The 18,553-nt window shown below is 63.7% G+C and carries 17 protein-coding genes; 9 read left to right on the forward strand and 8 right to left on the reverse strand.

What is annotated here, in order from left to right; all coding sequences use genetic code 11:
* The first annotated feature begins 1 nt into the window (after position 1).
* Positions 2-2,293: a penicillin-binding protein 1B gene (mrcB, locus tag ACJMK0_RS01755; protein ID WP_405235095.1), complete on the forward strand. Its 2,292-nt coding sequence runs from the start codon at positions 2-4 to the stop codon at positions 2,291-2,293.
* A 5-nt stretch (positions 2,294-2,298) separates the two neighbouring features.
* On the forward strand, positions 2,299-2,706 hold the full coding sequence (locus ACJMK0_RS01760) for a tetratricopeptide repeat protein (RefSeq protein ID WP_405235096.1): 408 nt from the start codon (positions 2,299-2,301) through the stop codon (positions 2,704-2,706).
* Between the two features lie 203 nt (positions 2,707-2,909).
* Here ACJMK0_RS01760 and ACJMK0_RS01765 read toward each other — a convergent pair whose 3' ends face one another.
* Positions 2,910-3,242, reverse strand: a complete 333-nt coding sequence (locus tag ACJMK0_RS01765; protein ID WP_405235097.1) for a TfoX/Sxy family protein — start codon at positions 3,240-3,242, stop codon at positions 2,910-2,912.
* A gap of 219 nt (positions 3,243-3,461) precedes the next feature.
* On the opposite strand from ACJMK0_RS01765, the gene ACJMK0_RS01770 reads away from it, so the two are divergent.
* Positions 3,462-4,664 carry a helix-turn-helix transcriptional regulator gene (locus tag ACJMK0_RS01770; RefSeq protein ID WP_405235098.1) on the forward strand — a complete coding sequence of 401 codons (1,203 nt, stop codon included), beginning with the start codon at positions 3,462-3,464 and terminating at the stop codon, positions 4,662-4,664.
* Between the two features lie 107 nt (positions 4,665-4,771).
* Positions 4,772-5,872: an alpha/beta fold hydrolase gene (locus ACJMK0_RS01775; protein ID WP_405235099.1), complete on the forward strand. Its 1,101-nt coding sequence runs from the start codon at positions 4,772-4,774 to the stop codon at positions 5,870-5,872.
* Here ACJMK0_RS01775 and ACJMK0_RS01780 read toward each other — a convergent pair.
* The 3 genes from ACJMK0_RS01780 to ACJMK0_RS01790 are packed head-to-tail and all read right to left on the reverse strand — an operon-like array spanning position 5,847 to position 9,864.
* The gene (locus ACJMK0_RS01780; RefSeq protein ID WP_405235100.1) at positions 5,847-7,682 is read right to left on the reverse strand and encodes a hypothetical protein; all 1,836 of its coding nucleotides are present in this window, start codon (positions 7,680-7,682) and stop codon (positions 5,847-5,849) included. The two genes, ACJMK0_RS01775 and ACJMK0_RS01780, sit on opposite strands and share 26 nt — an antisense overlap.
* Before the next feature lie 10 nt (positions 7,683-7,692).
* Entirely contained in the window at positions 7,693-8,646 is a 954-nt protein-coding gene (locus tag ACJMK0_RS01785; protein ID WP_405235101.1) for a calcium/sodium antiporter, read from the reverse strand.
* A 48-nt stretch (positions 8,647-8,694) separates the two neighbouring features.
* The gene (locus ACJMK0_RS01790; protein WP_405235102.1) at positions 8,695-9,864 is read right to left on the reverse strand and encodes an ATP-binding protein; all 1,170 of its coding nucleotides are present in this window, start codon (positions 9,862-9,864) and stop codon (positions 8,695-8,697) included.
* Between the two features lie 706 nt (positions 9,865-10,570).
* Here ACJMK0_RS01790 and ACJMK0_RS01795 point away from each other — a divergent pair.
* From ACJMK0_RS01795 to ACJMK0_RS01810, 4 genes are all read left to right on the forward strand, one after another.
* Positions 10,571-11,035, forward strand: a complete 465-nt coding sequence (locus tag ACJMK0_RS01795; RefSeq protein ID WP_405235103.1) for a helix-turn-helix domain-containing protein — start codon at positions 10,571-10,573, stop codon at positions 11,033-11,035.
* Positions 11,036-11,038: 3 nt separating this feature from the next.
* Complete coding sequence (locus tag ACJMK0_RS01800) at positions 11,039-11,230, forward strand: hypothetical protein (RefSeq protein WP_405235104.1); 192 nt, start codon at positions 11,039-11,041, stop codon at positions 11,228-11,230.
* A gap of 692 nt (positions 11,231-11,922) precedes the next feature.
* A complete protein-coding gene (locus tag ACJMK0_RS01805) occupies positions 11,923-12,192 on the forward strand; it encodes a GlsB/YeaQ/YmgE family stress response membrane protein (protein ID WP_405235105.1) in 270 nt (89 codons plus the stop codon).
* Positions 12,193-12,271: 79 nt separating this feature from the next.
* A complete protein-coding gene (locus tag ACJMK0_RS01810; protein ID WP_405235106.1) occupies positions 12,272-13,033 on the forward strand; it encodes a diguanylate cyclase domain-containing protein in 762 nt (253 codons plus the stop codon).
* An 82-nt stretch (positions 13,034-13,115) separates the two neighbouring features.
* On the opposite strand, the gene ACJMK0_RS01815 is transcribed toward ACJMK0_RS01810, so the two are convergent.
* Both ACJMK0_RS01815 and ACJMK0_RS01820 read right to left on the reverse strand, forming a co-directional pair.
* On the reverse strand, positions 13,116-13,544 hold the full coding sequence (locus tag ACJMK0_RS01815) for a cupredoxin domain-containing protein (RefSeq protein WP_405235107.1): 429 nt from the start codon (positions 13,542-13,544) through the stop codon (positions 13,116-13,118).
* Positions 13,545-13,931: 387 nt separating this feature from the next.
* Positions 13,932-14,144, reverse strand: coding sequence for a GDCCVxC domain-containing (seleno)protein (locus ACJMK0_RS01820; RefSeq protein WP_405235108.1), 213 nt, complete (start codon positions 14,142-14,144; stop codon positions 13,932-13,934).
* A 97-nt stretch (positions 14,145-14,241) separates the two neighbouring features.
* On the opposite strand from ACJMK0_RS01820, the gene ACJMK0_RS01825 reads away from it, so the two are divergent.
* Entirely contained in the window at positions 14,242-16,071 is a 1,830-nt protein-coding gene (locus ACJMK0_RS01825) for an SLC13 family permease (protein WP_405235109.1), read from the forward strand.
* Here ACJMK0_RS01825 and ACJMK0_RS01830 read toward each other — a convergent pair.
* Together ACJMK0_RS01830 and ACJMK0_RS01835 are read right to left on the reverse strand one after the other, a co-directional pair.
* A complete protein-coding gene (locus ACJMK0_RS01830; RefSeq protein WP_405235110.1) occupies positions 16,059-16,757 on the reverse strand; it encodes a response regulator transcription factor in 699 nt (232 codons plus the stop codon). The two genes, ACJMK0_RS01825 and ACJMK0_RS01830, sit on opposite strands and share 13 nt — an antisense overlap.
* Positions 16,735-18,486, reverse strand: coding sequence for a HAMP domain-containing sensor histidine kinase (locus ACJMK0_RS01835; RefSeq protein WP_405235111.1), 1,752 nt, complete (start codon positions 18,484-18,486; stop codon positions 16,735-16,737). Before ACJMK0_RS01835 ends, ACJMK0_RS01830 begins: the two co-directional genes overlap by 23 nt.
* Positions 18,487-18,553 lie beyond the last annotated feature (67 nt).

An 18,553-nucleotide genomic window follows, 5' to 3' on the forward strand; every position in this document is an offset into this window, starting at 1 on the left:
TATGCAAGAGCTGAAGCAAATATTCCTGGGGGCGCCGTGGCGGTCGATCATCGCCGTCCTGCTGGGCGTGCTGTTGATCCACATGCTCGTGGTCGGCATCGGCGCTATCCGCCAGTTCGAGGATCGCCGCTGGGATATCCCCGCCGGCGTCTACGCGGCTCCGCTGGAGTTATACGCCGGCCTGCCCCTCGATGCGCCCGGTCTGTCCGCCGCGCTCGACCAGCTCGGCTTCCAGCAGGTCGACGTCGTCGCAAGACCAGGACAGTACGCGCTCGAGCCTGGCCGGGTCACGTTCTGGACGCGGTCCTTCCGGTTCTGGGACAGGGCCGACCCGGCGGCACGGTGCACCGTCAACTTCGGCGGTGGGCGCATACGCTCGCTCGAGAATGCCGATGGCGAACGCACGGCGTTGCTGCGGCTCGAACCGATGCGCCTGGGCAGCATCTTCGCCACCCATCACGAGGATCGCCTTCTGGTGGAACCGGACGCGATCCCGCCCATCCTCGTGGATGCGCTCAAAGCCGTCGAGGACCGCAAATTCGATCGGCACTTCGGCCTGGACCTGACTGCGATCCTGCGAGCCGCATGGGTGAACCTGCGCAGCGGTGAAATCCGGCAGGGCGGCAGTACGTTGACCCAGCAACTCGTAAAGAGCTATTTCCTCGACGGCCGCAGGACCTTCCGCCGCAAGTACCGGGAAGCCATCATGGCGATGGCGCTGGAGCTGCGCTACGACAAGGAAGCGCTGCTGCACGCCTACGTCAACGAGATCTATCTCGGACAGCAGGGTGCGCGCGCCATCCATGGTTTCGGGCTCGCGAGCGAGTTCTACTTCGGCAAATACCTGTCGCAACTCGAATTGCACGAAACTGCCCTGCTCGTTGCGCTGGTCAAGGGGCCGTCGTACTACGACCCCAGACGCCACCCCGAGCGCGCATTGCAGCGTCGCAACCTGGTATTGAAGACGCTCGCCGAGCTCGAGATCGTCGACAATCAGGCCGCCGCCGAGTCGATCGACCGGGAGCTGGGTGTTACCGCACGATCGCGCGTGGGCTCACGCTACCAGCCGGCATACATGGACCTGGTCCGCCGGCAGCTCGCCACCGAGTACTCGGAGGAGAGCATTGCGAGGAACGGCTTGCGGGTATTCACCAGCCTGGAGCCGGGCGTACAACGGCTTGCCGAGCGGGAACTGGTCGAGGGCCTCGAACGCCTGCAGTCGGAGGACGAAGAGACAGCCGCCCTGGAAGGTGCCATCATCGTCACGCAACCGGCAACAGGTGCGGTGATTGCGATGGTCGGTGGCCGCGAGATCGCCGCTGACGGCTTCAACCGCGCGCTCGACGCAAGACGGCCCGTGGGTTCGCTGATCAAACCGTTTGTGTACCTCGCGGCACTGCAGTCAGGCCGGTACACGCTCGCGAACACCATCGAGGACGCGCCGATCGAGGTGGTGATGGAGAGCGGCCGGACGTGGTTGCCGCAGAATTTTTCTCGCGAATCGCATGGCGAAGTATCGCTGCTTCAGGCGCTCGCGGCGTCTTACAACCAGGCGACGGTGCGGCTCGGGCTCGCAACCGGTATCGAGGCGCTGCTGGAGATACTCGTGGAGTTCGGCCTCGAGGAACCGCCACCCGCTTATCCGTCATTGCTGCTGGGCGCCGTGGACCTGTCGCCGTTCGAAGTGGCCGGCCTCTACAGTACGCTGGCGAACGACGGCTTTCGCACACCGCTGTCCGCGGTGCGCTCAGTGGTCGATACCACGGGCCAGCCATTGAGCCGGACCGCGCTCGAGGTCGAGCAGGTCGCGGACCCGAACGCGGTGCACCAGCTGAACCGGGGGCTGGTCGAGGTCATGCAGCGCGGTACCGGGCGTTCTTCCAGGACGTCTCTTCCCGAAGGCCTCGTGGTTGCGGGCAAGACCGGCACGTCAGACGACTTGCGCGACAGCTGGTTCGCGGGCTTCAGCGGGGACCACCTGGCCGTCGTCTGGATCGGTCGCGACGACAATCAACCGACGGGACTCACCGGCGCTGCCGGCGCACTGTCCGTCTGGGCACCGATGATCGCGGCGATGCCATCGACGACAAGCTACGACCCGGCGTATTCGGCGGAGCTGGAGCCCATGTGGATCGACTATGATACCGGTCTGAAATCCCGTCGCGGCTGCGGCAATGCCGTGCAGATCCTCGTGCCCGAGGGCACCCGGCTGGGACGGCAACCCGGCTGCAGCAACGTGCTCGGCGAGATCGGCGAGAGGGTACGCGACGTGTTCGAATCGCTAGGGAACTGACCGCCATGCGCCTTCTGCTGTTCGTGCTGCTCTTCGGGCTGTCGGCCTGTGCCAATCTGCCGTTCGAGCCTTCGCCGAGCCCCACGGCCGGCGACCCTGCCAGCGTCCCCAGCGAGCAAGAAGAACCGGAAACCAGGAGCGGTTCAGCCGAGGCAGTACGGGAACTCGTTGCGAACAGCAGGGAGTACCGGGCAGACGGCGATTATTCGCGTGCGCTGGCAGACATCGAGCGTGCCATTCGCATCGAACCGCGCAATCCCTACCTGTGGCTGGAGCTCGGTGAGACCCACCTGATCCGGGACGATCCTCGGCAAGCCGCCGCCACTGCGAGAAAGGCCATGAGTGTCGCCGGGTCGGATGGCGCCGCAAAGGCGGCGGCAGAAGAGCTGCTGGAGCGGGCGTCCCGGCGTTGATCCGTCGGCTCCGGACCCGGCTTCAGGCACGTGTGCGGAACACACCTTCGTATCCCACCCCAAGCAGATGCGATTTCAGGGAACCAGCGAGCGTTGGCACTCCTACTTGCGCGCGTCCGCTAGCTCCTCAATAGCGGACCGGGTGACCAGGCCAGCCTTTCTGATTGGAACCGCCGGATTCGCCCAAAAGCAGGCGTACACAATTAGCGCTTCTTCTTTTTTTTCCTGGGCCTGGGGGCTGGTAGCTCCGCCGCGGTCACCGTCAGCAACTTCGTCAACCAAGCGCGATTCTCGATTTGATCTTCAATCAGAAATGAGTTCTTCGCACCTGGGTAGGCTGGTGCTTCAACGACATCACCAATGAACTCTCGGCCCGCCCTGGTGGGTTTGACGAATAACCGGTCGTCGCAGATAAGCGCTACCACTTTGCCGTCCAGGTAGAGTGTGCAACCACCAAACATCATCCTGTGCGTCAGGTTGCAGCTGTCGTCGACCTGCTCAGTGACGTACTCAACAAACTCCAGTCTTTGCGCCACTCTCGGTCTCCCGTCGTAAAACGCTCTACAACAATTGCGCGATAGCCGCTTCGGGTCAACTTCGGAATTCTTGCGTCAGAGGTGAGCAACGGCCCCTTTGCGACCAGAAGCGGAAGCGATACGACAGCCAGTGTCGCCTTGGGGTCGACTCCGGAAACCATACCTCAGACGAACGGACCGGTCACTTTGCGCGCAAGACGAGCCGCTGAAACGATACCTGTGCCCGGCGCATCGTCGATCAACATTGCACCTGAGGGTACGTTTGAAGCAATCGTGTCCGTGGCGGAAACTCTTGCGGCGTCGAACGATCGAATTATCATCAGACACCTCCAGCCGGTGAGCGCGATGCCTGATCCATTCGATACCGTTCTCAGAACCGTAGCCGTCATGGCGGCGATCCTGCTGGCTTCGCTCCTGTTCGCGTCCGCCAGACAACGACCGGCGGCGCTCCCCGGCGCGTTCTTCTGCCTGGCCGTCGCCGCTTTCTTCGTGACCTCGGTGCCCGGCGGCGGCGCCGCGCTCGGCGGCTGGGGCTATCTGCTGACGGCACTCTGCGTCACGAAGGCCGTCTGGTTCTGGCTCTTTGCCCGGGCATTGTTCAACGACGAAGCACGACTCGGCATGCGGCAGGCTGGGATCGCCGGCGCCGTCGCAGTCGCCGGCACGTGGCAACAGACGGTATTCCTTGCGGATTTTCGTGCGGGTACGGCGAACGGATGGGAGATGCTCGCCGGATACGGCTTCGAGGCGATCCTCCTGCTGTTCGTCCTGCTGGGTCTCCGTGAGGCCTGGCGTGACCTGGCCGTCGACCTCGTCGAGCGCAGGCGGCGGCTGCGGCTCGGATTCATGATCGCGACCGGCGCCTATCTTACGGCGACGCTGGGCGTGCAGTCCTACAACCTGTTACAGGGAGTCTCCACACCGCCGCTGGCAGCGTGGGCCAATATGACGCTGGTGGCCGCCGCCTGCCTGACCGCTGCCGGATTTCTGGTACGGCCGCGCAACGAGAGCTGGCTCGACCCGGCGCGCACGACTGCGACAGTTGCACTCAATCGGGCGGAATCCGCCGCTCTCGCAAGACTCGAAGCGGCGCTTGAGTCCGACCGGGTGTTCCTGCAGGAGGGTCTCACCATCGGCGCGCTCGCCGAGCACCTCGCTACCCGGGAGCACGTGCTGCGCAAGGTGATAAACCGCGGCATGGGCTTTCGCAATTTCAATGACTTCCTGCATGCACAGCGCATCCGGGAGGCCTGCGAGGAACTGGCGAGCCCCGACCAGGCCCGGCTCCCGGTACTGACCATCGCGATGAATGTCGGTTACGGCTCCATCGGCGCATTCAACCGTGCGTTCAAGGCGCGTATCGGCATGACGCCGACGGAATACCGGCGGAGCACGGCCGGCGGCGCTTCGCAGACGCTCTGAAAGGCGCCGAATCCGGAAATCGGCAAGGATTCTTCGAAAATCCGGCAAGACCGGCCGGCCGGTGGCCGGCTAGCCTGCGGTCTCCTGACTGTTTCCGGAGACCCGCGATGACACGACTGATCCTGCGCCTTTACCTGATCCTGTCCCTGACCCTCGCCGGCGCTGCCGTCACCGGGCAGGCCGAAGAGTCGATACCGGGCGTCGCTTCGCATTACGGCGTGGTGGAGGTGGCCGACGGCTCACGCCTGACGGCGATCATCAGCCGGCCGGCCGGAGACACCGAGCCGCGGCATCCGTTGCTGTTCACCCAGTGGGTATCCTGCGACTCCCTGGAATACCGGCCGGGCTCGAACTCGTCCGAACTGCTCGCCGCGCTGGCGCGTGATTCCGGCCTCGCCCTCGTGCGGGTCGAGCGTACGGCGCTGGACGGGACCGGCCCGGCCTGCGAGAACCTGGACTACGACACGGAACTGGCTCACTACACCGAGGCGTTCACGCGCCTGCTGGACGACGAGCGGCTTGATGCCGGCCGTGTCTATCTCTACGGCTCCAGCCTCGGTTCGACGACGGCGCCTCTCGTCGCGAACCGCCTCCAGGACGCGGGCTTCGATATCGCCGGCATCGTCGTCCAGGGCGGCGGGGCGGTCACCTACCTGGAACGCATGCTCCACTTCGACCGCATCTATCTCGAGCGGCGCCCGGATGCCGTGGCCCCCGCCGACATCCATGACGAGATGCTGCGGCGAGCGCGATTCCACTACGAGTATCTCGTGCGCAAGCGTCATCCCGACGAGGTCGCGAGTGACGGCAGCGAGATGGCCGCAGTCCGCGAGGACATCCTCGGCATGGGAGACGCGGACCATTACGGGCGACCATTTGCCTGGCATCAGCAGGCGGCGGCACACAACTTCCTGGCGGCTTGGGCCGAACTGGATGCGCCGGTCCTGGTGATATTCAACGCATTCGACCAGTTCGAGACCCGGCACGGGCACCAGCTGATCGCCGCTACAGTGAATCGTTTGCGGCCGGGCACGGCGACCTTCGTCGAGCGCCCGAATGTCGGCCACAGCGGCAACCGCTACGCCACGATCGAGGATGCCTATGCCTGGCGGGACGGCACGAAGGCCTGGCAGGAAGAGGCAGAGATCATGGTGGACTGGCTGCGCCACTCTCCACCGGTCATCAGTCCTGTCGCAACACGCCGGTGAGCGTCAGGACGACGACCGCAGACAGGGCCGTGCCACCGATCACATAGAGGCTGTGGAGCAGCAGCCAGAACCAGCGCAACGGCCCTTCCGGCGTGAAGCGGCAGCGCGTGTCCTGGGCGAGGTCGATGACGGGCAGCGCCGAATCGAGTGCATAATGCAGAACATCCAGCCCCGGGCACCCGCGTTCCGCGGGAGCCTCGGCCAGACCGAATGGCAGGTGGTAGATGACCGGCTCCGGATCGCTTTCAACCGGAAGAAACGGCTGCCCGAAGCCGAACAGCGCGGTTGCGTACAGTGCGGCGCCGAGCAACACGAAAACCAGGAACGACAAAACCGCGCGACTCGACGAGTAGCCGTGCTGGCTGACCAGCATCAGGAGATTGGGGAACGCCCGGGCCCAGGGACGATCCACACGAGCCTGCAGCCGCGTACGAATCTTCTCCACCGCGATCGCATTGGCCTCTCGCGTCAACCCGTGCCGCCGCAGTACGCGGCTCAGCTGTTCGTAAGGTTGCGGACGAAACCTGCGTTTGCTCGGGACGCCGGCCGGATATTGCCGCCTTAGCCACGCGATGCGTTCGGCCGTCAGGTCGCCGTCCCCGACGTGGCGGATACGCTCGTAGGTCGCACCGTCCAGCATCAGATAACCCGGTGCGGGCCAACCGGTGTCGGTGTTGTCGAGTATCGAATTGACCTGTATGCCGCTCAACAGGAAGCAGCCTCTGACCGGCACGGGTTTCTCGTCCGGCGATGCAGGCGCCGGCCCGTCACCGAGCGTGCCAATGTTGTTAAGCGCGAGAGCGTTGGACACTCTCGCCTGCTGCAGATTGATCGCAACCGGGTTGCCGGTCCGCAGCAACCCGCCGTAGTCCGGGCCCGGCTCCAGTCTCGCATTGGTGAGGAAGAAACTGCCGCCGATGACGGCCGTAAGGAAATTGAGCCTGCCCCGGGCTTCGAATGGCAGGTTTCTCCCATTACCCGACGTCAGGAATACCGATTCCACCCTGAGGTCTTCGCAGTGCAGGGCGCGTCCTTCGGGATTCTCGAGCCGGGCACCCTCACACCGGAGGTCGCCGGTGATCTGGGCCGCGGCGAACCCCACCTCCCCCCTGGCCTCGCAGCGGTGCCCCGCAGCCGAGCCCAGATCGACGTTACCCCCGACCACGATCGAACGGCCGCTGAGCGCCGCACCACCGGCGCCGTCAAGCGAAGCTCCCGCGAAGCTGACGTCCCCTTCGATGCGCGCACCGTCGAGCCGAATCGTCCGGCAAGCCGTGAAGCGCGATCGGGCTGTCGACGACAGGTCCAGCTTGCCGCCGATGCGCGCATTGTTGAGATGAATCGCACAGCTTCCCACCTGGCTCAGTTCCGATTCGTAGTCGCTCACGCCCGGAAACTGCGAACCGGACAGATCGAGATCGGCTCTCACGCTCAGGCTTGCACCGATGAAGGCCGGCAGTCTGCAATCCACGAAACGCAAGACAAGAAACTCGGCGCCGCTGAGGTCGACCGGCGAATCGAAACGGCATTGCCGGAACTCCAGCGCGGCCCTTCCTCCGTCCGGACCCGCAGACGGCGGTCGCATCAGACCGACGATGTCGGCACCACGGATTCGCAGCGGACAGCACAATTCTCCGCCAGTGCCTCCGCCGGTATCGTAGGAACCGGAGATCAGGCGTTGCAGGAACGCGGCGGACAGACGGCGTTCCGAATCGGGCAGGGACGTGAAGTCGGCTATTTGCCGGGCATCGATCGCTGCGAGGATCCGCTGCTGCGCGGCCTTCTCCAGGCGGTCCGTGTCATCTGTCATACAGCCTGCCTCATCGACCGACTACGTATACGAGGTATGCAACATACATCGTGACAAACGCTATGCCGTGAGATCGCAGGATGGTGCTATTCCGGCTGAACGCCAATGCAATGATAATCATCGCGCTCGAGGCAATTACCATCACGAGGTCGGTATTGCTGATGACCTCGAACGGCAGTTCGACGACGCTGGACGTCAGTCCGAGCACCCATAGCAAATTGAAGATATTCGACCCGACGACATTGCCCACCGCAATATCGGACTGGTTCCTGTAGGCGGCGACCGCCGATGCCACCAGCTCCGGACTGGATGTGCCTATCGCGATGACGGTCAGGCCGATCAACGCGTCATCGACACCCAGCCACTGTGCGATGCCGACAGCGCCGTCGACGACCCAGCCCCCACCGAAATACAGACCGACTATTCCGCCTACGATATAAATCGAGGCGCGAGTGGTCCCCGGGACGGCACTCGCCTCGACCGCCTCGGCTGCCTGTTCGCGAGACATCTTGTAGACGTAAAGCATGAACAACACGAAGAAGAACAGCAGGATTCCGCCATCCAGCCTGCTGATGCTCAATTCGTGAATGGGAGAGAATAGTGCGGCGTTGGCCAGAAAGCCGACCAGGAGTGCTGCCGTCAGTGAAAACGGTATTTCCGAGACGACCGTCGAATCCTGCACCCGGAGCGGACGCACGATCGCCGCAATCCCCAGAACGAGCAGGACGTTCGCTATGTTGCTGCCGATGACGTTTGCGATGGCGAGATCCGCGTTGTTGCGCAAACCAGAAACCATCGTCACCAGCATCTCGGGCAACGACGTGCCGAACGACACAATGGTGAGGCCGATGACCAGGGAAGAAATTCCGAGCCGGGCCGCTATGGAAGAAGCGCCGGCAACCAGAAAGTCCGCGCTCTTGATGAGGACCACCAGGCCAATAAGCAAAACTAACGAATCGTACAAATCGCTGCCTCAAGAATGTGGGTGCAAGAATGACCTTCCCGGATGCGCTCAGCCAAGAGCGGGCTCACTGCCGAACAAAGAGCCCGGCGTAGCCAGTGCGCTGATTGGTACCGTCTCCACCGAGTCGCTGAGCGGGTAGCGCTTCGCGCCCGGATAGACCACCGCGACGCGCTCGAGCCCGAGATCGTCGATGGCGATCCGGATCGAGGGCGTTAGTCGCGGAGCGTCGGCACGCTTGACCTCGACGCCGAGCAGGCGGTCTCCACGGCGCAGCAGCAGATCGATCTCGGCGCCCTGGTGGGTGGCCCAGAACCAGGCTTCGTCGTGACCTTCGACGGCCAGCACCTGCTCGATCACGAAGCCTTCCCACGAGGCGCCGAGCTTCGGATGCGACAACAGGGCCTTTTCGGAATCGAGCCCGAGCAGCTGATGCAGCAATCCGCTGTCACGTACGTAAATCTTCGGCGACTTGACCTGTCGCTTGCCGAGGTTGGCGTGCCAGGGCTGAAGCTGCCGCAGAACCAGGGCGTCGGTCAGCAGGTCGAGGTAGCGGCGCGTGGTCGACGCGCTGACGCCGAGCGCCCGGGCCGGCTCGGCCGCGTTCCAGAGCTGCCCGTGGTAGTGGGCGAGCATGGTCCAGAATCGCAGCAGCGCCACGGCCGGTACGCGGACGCCCCACTGTGGAAGGTCGCGCTCGAGCAGCGTCTGAATGAACTGCTTGCGCCAGGCCACACTATCGCGCTCGCTGCCAGCGAGATAAGCACGCGGAAAGGCGCCGCGGCGCCACAGGGTATCCGCGGCAGAGGCACCGAGTTCCGCCAGCGTGAACCCGCCGATCTCGATCCGTTCCATGCGTCCCGCCAGAGTCTCCGAGCTCTGGCGGAGGAGCTCGCCCGAGGCGCTGCCCAAGATCAGGAACCGTGCCGGTGATCCCGGGCGGTCGGCCAGTACGCGCAAAACGGGGAACAGGTCGGGCCGGCGCTGAACCTCGTCGATGACGATCAGTCCACGCAGTGGCTCGAGCGCCGTCATCGGTTCCTCGAGGCGCGCCAGGCTGACCGGGTCTTCAAGATCGAAATAGCCCGGGGACGTCTCCGGGAGTAATTCCCGGGCGAGTGTGGTCTTGCCGGCCTGCCGCGGCCCGGTGAGCACCGTCACCGGGGCACGGGCAAGTGCGGTGCGGATCTCGTCAAGGAGGTCGGTGCGGGCGATGACCATGGTTGCAGGATCCTACCATGAAAATCGTCCATTGGATAACGGATTTTCATGGTATCTGAATGACTGGTCGACCGGAGGGGTTACACATCCCCTCGGCGACATGGCAGACACCTGCTCCCCCTGTGGGGCAGCATGTGCAATGCCCTAATTTGTCGCAAAAAGGCTTTTTGTGTCGCATTAGTGGACTTCGTGTCGCTAAACCGTCGCCAGGCTTGGCGATCCGTTGGTCGCGCGGTGCGCTTGGCAAGTCAGGACGGCTACGTAACCGTCGCCGGTGAACCGTGACTGCCTGGAATCTGCATGCAGTTCACCCTGACACCCTCCCCTGCGACAGCAATTCGGGCTGTTCGAGTCCGGGTCTCCGCTTTGAACTATCGCCGGATTGCGCCCTGCAAGAGTCGAAGTGTCTGGATCAGGGCGTCAGCGACTCAACACGACCCGAGTTCTGTATTGCATGGCGATACTCTCGCAGTCGAAACAAGCAACCTCGACGCTGGCAGAATGAGCCATCTGCTTGATAGCTGTAGCTCGTGGTGAGCACCGTCCCGTTCGCCTGGTCCTGCTCCTTGGCGGTCAGCCGTCCCAGCGCGTCGTAGCCGAGATCACGGGTACATTGCGGACAAAAGGAGTAGTCGGGAGTATTTTTTCGAATATTTCGAATATTTCGAATATTTCGTATAGTCCCCTCTCTTGAGGAGGGAACGATATGACCATGTCATCGAGCTATGCCGAGCAAATCAGCGATCGCCTGCCGTCTGAGAGCGAACGGGCCGCCGCGAACCAGCTTCGGCGAATTCTTGCCCCGGACAAGGAAGCGGGTGATGGCCAGCGGCTCAAGATCGTCGATGAATCAGGCAAGTCCCACGAGATCATCCTCGCCCCGGCGCTCTCGAATCTGCTGATGTCGCTACTCGAGCACATCGAGTCGGGTGACGCGGTCACCCTCGTGCCGGTCGAACAGCGGCTCACTACCCAGCAGGCCGCTGATCTCCTCAACGTCTCGCGTCCTTACCTGGTCGGAATGCTCGAGAAAGGCGAGATTCCGTTCGAGCGGGTTGGCCGGCATCGTCGGATCAGGGCCGAGGATCTGTTCGCCTACAAGAAGTCCCGGAATGCTGAGAGGGAAGCGGCCCTGCAGGAACTCGCGGATATTGACTCCGAGCTCATCTGAGCGGTGTTCGCGAACCGCTTTACCGCGTTCGTGGACGCCTGTGTGCTTGCGAGCGCACTGAAGCGAAACCTCATCCTGTCTCTGGCCGAGGCTGAGCTTTATCGGGTGCGGTGGTCGCAGCTTGCCATTGACGAACCCGAACAGGCGATCGCGCGCATGCTCGTCGACAGGGGCGTCCCTGATGCGACGGAATAGTCGATGCCGATGTGACGCGTGAAGCACATCTGCAAGGGCAGCTCGCTCAAGGGCCCAACAACTAGGCTGGAACAACGGCGATACCGTCCTTGCGGCGGTAGGTCTCCGGTCGGGCGTTGCTACCACGCAATTTCGCAAACATCTACGCTACAGTTTCGCAGGTTGCTCGGCTAAGAATCCTCAATGTTGGTTCCCGGGGACCGGGCGGCCAGAGACCGAGCCGGTGGAACAATATCTTTAGAAGCAAAAGATTGCATTCTTCCAGCGCATTGGAACTCTCCAACAGCCCGATAACGTGTATCGAAACTCCTTTTTGTGGCGCGAGAGCGGTCGTGCATCGCACGGCCAAGCAGCGTGGCTCGGCTACTTCGTGCCCTAAAACAGGTTCTTCCGAATTACTCAATACAGAGTCAACTGGTGATTATAGGTCCTCGTCGCAGCCGGATGACGCCATCCCCTTCCGACACAGCCTGACTGACCTGCCGAGGCCGGTCGACATTCTTTGCCGCGGGCTATCGATGTTGGGTCAGATTCCCCGCCCGGTGGGATCGACTGCCAGTCCCCGCATCCCCGTCATGACCGGGCTCTGTGTACGACGTCGCACAGAGTTATCGACGGAAAGAACCGATAATCGCTTCCTTGGCTGAACGACTGGCGCCTCATGAGGGGGACGCCGCGGCGGGGAATCATCAATGAACATCGTCCTCTGGCTCGTAATCGGTGGTCTGGTTGGCTGGCAAGCAATCATGCTCACGCGAACGGAATCGCTGAAAGAGATCATCCTCAATGTCGTGGTCGGGATGATCGGCGCCGTTCTGGGCGGATGGATCCCGGGCAGACTGTTCGGTGCCGGTCCGATCAATGAAGGGAACTTCAATATGACGGGACTGCTGGTCTCCCTATTCGGCGCCGTACTCCTGCTGACTCTGGTCAGATTCGCCAGGGACGACGCACTGCGGTGATCAGCCGGTTCGTCAATGCGGGCAGACCGCTTCATGCCCCGGCGCCAACGCCATGCCGCCCCACTGAGAGGCAGTATCGATGACAGAAAGAGAATCGCTCAACGGCAAACCTGCCCCCTCCGCAGTTTCCCCCGATCGCGTTCTATCCCGGGGTCGCGACGATGGCGGCAAGGCGTCGTATCCAGAGCAGCCGGCACTCATGAGTATCAGGCATGACCCCGGCTCACGGTATCCGAAATGGTCCGGCGACCAGCAACTCTCAGCCGCGCTGCGCCAGATTGACGATCTCCTGAAGCTCAATACCCTGCTGAAGGCAGAGTGCTCGTTGCTGGCCGAATCCCTGGCGCAGGCACGTCGATTCGCATATCACGATCCGTTGACCGGACTGCCAAATCTCCGGGTGCTGGCGGACCGTTTCGACCAGGCGGCGGCGCAGGCGATAAGAAAGCACAATTATGTCGTGTTGTTTTTTCTCGGCCTGGACGGCTTCAGGGAAATCAGTAATGCAATCGGTTACACAGCGGCGGACCGGCTTCTACAGCGCATGGCATCGCGCCTGTCGTCCTGCGTGCGCAGCTCCGACACGGTCTGCCGCTATGGCGGTGAAGAGCTCGTGGTTCTGTTGCCGGATATAGACCGCCGGGGACAGGCCGTCGGCGTGTGCGAGAAAATCCGCCATGAACTCGCGCGCCCCTATGTCATCGACGGCACCTCCGTCCGGGCTACCGCAAGCCTGGGCATGGCGACTTTTCCGACCGAAGGCACGGACTGCTTGAATCTGATCCGGTCTGCCGACCAGGCCATGGATCGCGAAAAGGGCGAAAAAAGCGCCGCTCTCTGACCGGCCGGTTTACACGGTCGATCTTACCCTGCGACCCTCGCTACTCCTGCGCGAGGACAGCAGTTCCGCGACTCATCGCGACTTATCGATAGACCCGGATCGTGCCCGACTCAATCAGCTGTCCGCCGGCCACGGAGGACTCCATCCGGGCATTGTACGTAACCGTACCTTCTTTCCCGAAACAGAGGCTGGCACTCTCGTTGGGCTCGATTGTGGCCGACTCCTGCTGCCTCCGGAGCAGACTCGAGAACCCCCTCTGGCAGGTCACATCGGCCAGAGCGTCGCCCAGAAACTCGACCGTCACCGGTGTGCTCCGCTTGTTCACCCAGCGGACTTCGTCTCCCGGCCGTACTCGGAGATCGACCGGCGTCATACGCTCTTCGAAATTCACGTCGTGAATCGCGCCGGTCCTCGTGGTGTTCGCTATGCTCTCCGTACCCTGGATGGCGGCGCAGCCGGCAACAGTTGCCAGCAGTGCGGTGCCGATTATCAATTGCCTTACTCTGTACATGCTGATTCCACTTGCCATCTAATAAGGTTAGCTTGCTCGTCAGAAGGGTCCGCAGTCTGTACGTTACCGTACGTACCCGATCGAGCCGGGCGCTGCCCGCCGGAATGCACGCCGTGTGAAATCCAAACAGATACGTGACACATTCAGCTCTTTTCTCACGCCTGTCCGGAGAGAAGAGCGACATGACAAAAGCAGAACAAGCGAGACTCGTAGCCTGTGGATTTGTATAGAAAACGGACCCGGGATTTGCATTGAGTCTTTGCCCGGATCATCCGCTCCAAGCGAGTGAGGCAGAACGTCTATTCGGTGCGCCATCCAGGTCAATCGACGATGTAAATATTCGGCGAATTCGGCTCAGTATTCGGTGCAATTCAACAAACGCCGTGCTCAGCAGCACCCCCTGTCTTCCTGCACCGGCGGGCAGGGCACGTCCCCCCAGGAGCAGAACACGCAGCAATCGCCCGGCTTCGGCCTGAGCACCTCGCGGCAGCCGGGACACTCGTAGAAGAACCGGCAGGCATCCGTCGGCATGGTCTCGGTAGTCTTGGCGCCACAGGCCGGGCAAGTAATCGTCGAGCGCTTCTGCGTATCAGGGTCCATGCCGTAACCGATTTATAACCGCCTTGTGATCGGTGGCGTTACCAACCGCGGGCTAGGATGCAGACCCCATGGACTCGATGCGGTCAGGTTTCCCCTCATGCCTGTGATCCCCGATCCGAACGCCGTTGGTGCCATCGTACTCGCTCTGGTAGCGATCTACCTGTTCACCCGCGAAGGCCGGGCGCTCGAGACATCGAGCCTGCTGATCCTCATCACCATCCTCGTCTGGTTCGAGTTCGTGCCAATCGAGTTCGAGGGTGCGCGCGTCCGGGCCCGCGACTTCCTGGCCGGTTTCGGGAATCAGGCGCTGATCACAGTTATCACGCTCATGATACTCGCCCGCGGGCTGGAGCAGACGGGTGCCCTGCAGCCCATCGGACACGTACTCGCAAAGCTGTGGCAGAGCCGTCCGCAACTCGCCTTCCTGCTGACTCTGGTTACAGCAGCCACGCTGAGCATGTTCCTGAACAACACGCCGGTCGTGGCGGCCATCCTGCCGCTGCTGGTCGCCGTGAGTCTGCAGGCCAGGGCCTCGCCGGCGGCAATACTGATGCCGGTGGGCTTCGCGACCATTGTCGGCGGCATGGCGACGACCATCGGCACATCGACCAACCTGCTGGTGGTCGGGGTGGCGACCCAGCTCGGCCTGCCGGAGTTCGGGATGTTCGATTTCGCGCTGCCCGTGGTGATCGTCGGCAGCGTGGCCATCCTGTACCTGTGGCTGGTTGCCCCGCGGCTGTTGCCCGAGCGCGAGCCGCCGCTTACCGGCGTCGAGCAGCGGGTATTCGCGGGTTCGTTGCGCATAGAGGAGGGTGGCTACGCGGATGGCCGCAGCCTGGCGGAGCTGCGGGCACGGACGGACGGACGCATGAGGATCTCCCGCATCACGCGTGGCAGCCTGTCCCTCGCGCGCCTTCCCTCGGTAGTGGTCAGGCCGGGAGACGTGCTGGAGGTCGCCGACACACCGGACCAACTGAAGGACTTCGAGACCCGCCTCGGCGCAAAACTGATCGCCGGCGAGTCGTCATCCGCGGAGGGCCCGGGCAAACCCGCGAAAGGCGAGGAGCTTCTTGCCGAAGTGGTCGTCAGCCGCGGATCGGCCCTGTTCCGGCGCAGCCTCAATTCGACACGGCTGCTCGCGCTGTACGGCATCCTGCCTCTCGCTTTGCATCGGCCCGGCCGGCGGTCAGAAGAACGGCTGCAGGGCGCCGACCTCGGCGACATCATGCTCGACACCGGCGACATACTCCTGGTTCAGGGCACACCGAAGAACCTCGACGAGCTCAAGAAGAGCGGACAGGCGCTGGTACTGGACGGGCGCATCCACCTCCCCCGAACGACGCGCGCTGCCATCGCACTCGGGATCACCGCCGCGGCCGTCGGCATTGCCGCAGTCGGGCTGATGCCGATCTCGATCACCGCATTCTGCGGCTTCGGCCTCATGCTGGCCACCCGCTGCCTGACGTGGCGGGAGGCCATCGACGCGGTGGACCGGCGCATCGTCATGGTCATCGTCGCGAGCCTTGCGCTGGGGCTCGCCATGATGGCCACCGGAGCCGCCGAGTACGTGGCCATGCTCTACGTCGCGCTGACGGAGGGGTTCCCGGTCGCCTGGGTGCTCGGCGGCCTGATCCTCATCATCGCCCTGCTCACCGAGCTCGTGACCAATAACGCCGTGGCGGTCCTCGGCACGCCGATCGCGATCAGTATTGCCGCGCAGCTGGGCGCGCCGGCCGAACCGTTCGTGCTGGCGGTACTCTACGGCGCGAACATGAGTTACCTGACGCCGGTGGGCTACCAGACCAACCTGCTCGTGATGAGTGCCGGCGGCTACCGCTTCTCCGACTTCTTCCGCGCGGGACTGCCGCTGCAGCTCATCATGTGGATCGGGCTCTCGCTGGTGCTGCCCCCGCTCTACGGACTCTGATCCGACGACGGCGAATCGCCGGCTATCCGGTAACCCGCATTCGGCACGTTCTGCAGCAGTTCGGGATGGGCCGGATCGCGCTCGATCTTGTGGCGAAGGCGGTGCACCAGCTGCTTGAGTAGCTGGCGGTTCCCCGTACCGCGGGTACCCCACACGTGGGATAGGATGCGCTCGGTGGATATGGTTGTCCCGGGGTGGGCGAGCAGCAGGCGCAGCAGACGCGCCTCGAGCGGTGTCAGGCGTACCGGCGCTTCGCCGGCTCCATGGAGGGTCAGCGTGCTGACGTCCAGCTCGAGCACACCGGCCTTCACGGCCGCGGCGGGCTCCGTCGCCACGCGCCGAAGCAGGGCCCGGATGCGCGCGACCAGGACTTTCGGGCTGAACGGCTTGGCCAGGTGATCATCGGCACCCGTCTCAAGCGCCCGGACGATATCCTCCTCCTCTCCCCGTACCGTGAGCATCAGGATCGGTATCTCGCTGGCTTCGCGCAGTCGGCCGGCCAGCTCGAATCCGTCCATGCCCGGCATGTTGATGTCCAGTACCGCCAGGTCGGGATTCTCGCTGCGAAAAAGTTCCCAGCCCTGCTCGCCGTCGGCCGCCTTCACTACGAGGAAGCCGGCACGCTCCAGCGCGAAGGCGATCAGGGGGAGGAGGTCGCGGTCATCATCGACCACCAGGACTTTCATCGCTTTCTCCCTCGCATTCTCCCTCGTTTCCGCCGAGGGGCAATTCGACGACCGCCCGCGTCATGCCTTCCTCGGTGCGGACGAGCCGCACGCGGCCGGCATGGCGTGCGACGATCGAACGGACAATATACAGGCCGAGCCCCAGACCGCTCTCGTCAGGATCCGGGCCGTGGGAGCGGCGGAACTGCCCGAACAGAACCGCCTCGTCGCCTTCTCGCGGACCGGGGCCGTCATCCTCGACCCAGACCGTAACCCTGTCCGACCGCACGCCGTTACAGCCGATCCCGATCCGGCCGCCGTCGCGCCCGAACTTGCTCGCGTTGGCGAGCAGGTTTACGAATACCTGGGTAAGGCGCTGATGGTCACCCCGAATGCGGGGAACATCATCCAGCCCGCGGAACTCGACCTGCTGGCGGCGCTGATCGATCAGCGGTCCGATCAGCTCCAGCGCGTCCGCAACGACTGCTCTCAGATCGACCTCCTGGCGGCGGATGGCGAGCTGGCCTGATTCGATCCTGACGCTTTCGAGGAGATTATCGATCAGCCGGGTGAGACGTTTCGCGCCTCTCTCGAGTGAGGCGATCAGCTCGCGCTCCTCGGCCGGACGTGTCTCGTCGGTACTCTCGCGCAGCAATTCGATGGAGGCGAGCTGCGCCGTGAGCGGTGTGCGAAACTCGTGGGAGATGTTCGCCAGCACGGTATCGCGGGTACGGCGAGCGGCCTCGAGTTCCGCAAGGCTTCTGCGCATCTCCTCCATGGTGCCGCTGAGAATCCCGAGCTCCCGCCCGGTTTCCGGGTTCACCGGTGTGGAGAGATCGCCCGCCCCGAGCCGGCGGGCGGCGTCCGTCAGGCGCGCGACGCCGCCGACCCAGTGCCTCCCGAGCAGCACGGCCAGCACCGTCGCGAAGATCGCAACCACCAGACCGACGCCGAGCACACGGATCGTCGTCGTCCGGACCGGACGCATCACCGCTTCTGACGGGACCCTGGCGTGCAACCACCCCACGGCTTCGCCATCGGCGCCCCGGATGGCCAGGCTCGCGCCATAGCCACCGGCATTGCTCAGGGGCCCGGAGGCGGTCGCTGCGGCGGAAAGCGCCACTTCATCCAGTTGGTAGAACGGCCGGGATGCCCCCGTCTCAGCCTGCCGTGACAAGAAGCTGACCTCGACGCCCGACCGCGGGCTGAATCTGCCGGTGAGCCAGTCTTCGGTGCCGCGGGCCACGACGACCATAAATGAGGAGGAAGCCGACACCGAGACCGGCGCCGCGCCAACGATGAGCAGGCGACTGCCATCCCTGGACAAGACCAGACCGCCCGGTCGCTCCAGAGCATCGAGAGGCACCGGGAGTCCGAGTTTTGCACTGCCCTCCGTCGCGACGGCGTCACCGCTCCCTGTTACGACACACGCCTCCAACCCGGCGCTGTCGCAATAGTCCTGCAGATAGGCCCGGGTGGCCTCGTCTGAACCCTCCGTTAGCAGGCGGCGCAGCGTCGGGCGTTCCCCGAGAAGACTGGCGGCCCGCCGCATGTCATCGATCCAGCCGCGCATGGCCTCACGGCCGGCCGAGACACCGAGTTCGGCCCGCGTGAGTGCCTCGGTCTCGGCGAGAGCCTGCAGATTCCGGACCGCGAATACAGTCACGGTCCCGACGGCGAGGATGACGACGAGAGCGACAAGCACGGCCAGGCGGGCAGCGAGACCGGGAGATGGATGGCTCAGGCCCATATCGGCGCACCGGCAATCAGGGAGGAGTTGGAGAAGTGCCGGTTGATTATAGGATCTGGACGGACGC

It is taken from the genome of Lentisalinibacter orientalis, from assembly GCF_040706535.1.
Lineage (GTDB): Bacteria > Pseudomonadota > Gammaproteobacteria > Steroidobacterales > Woeseiaceae > Lentisalinibacter > Lentisalinibacter orientalis.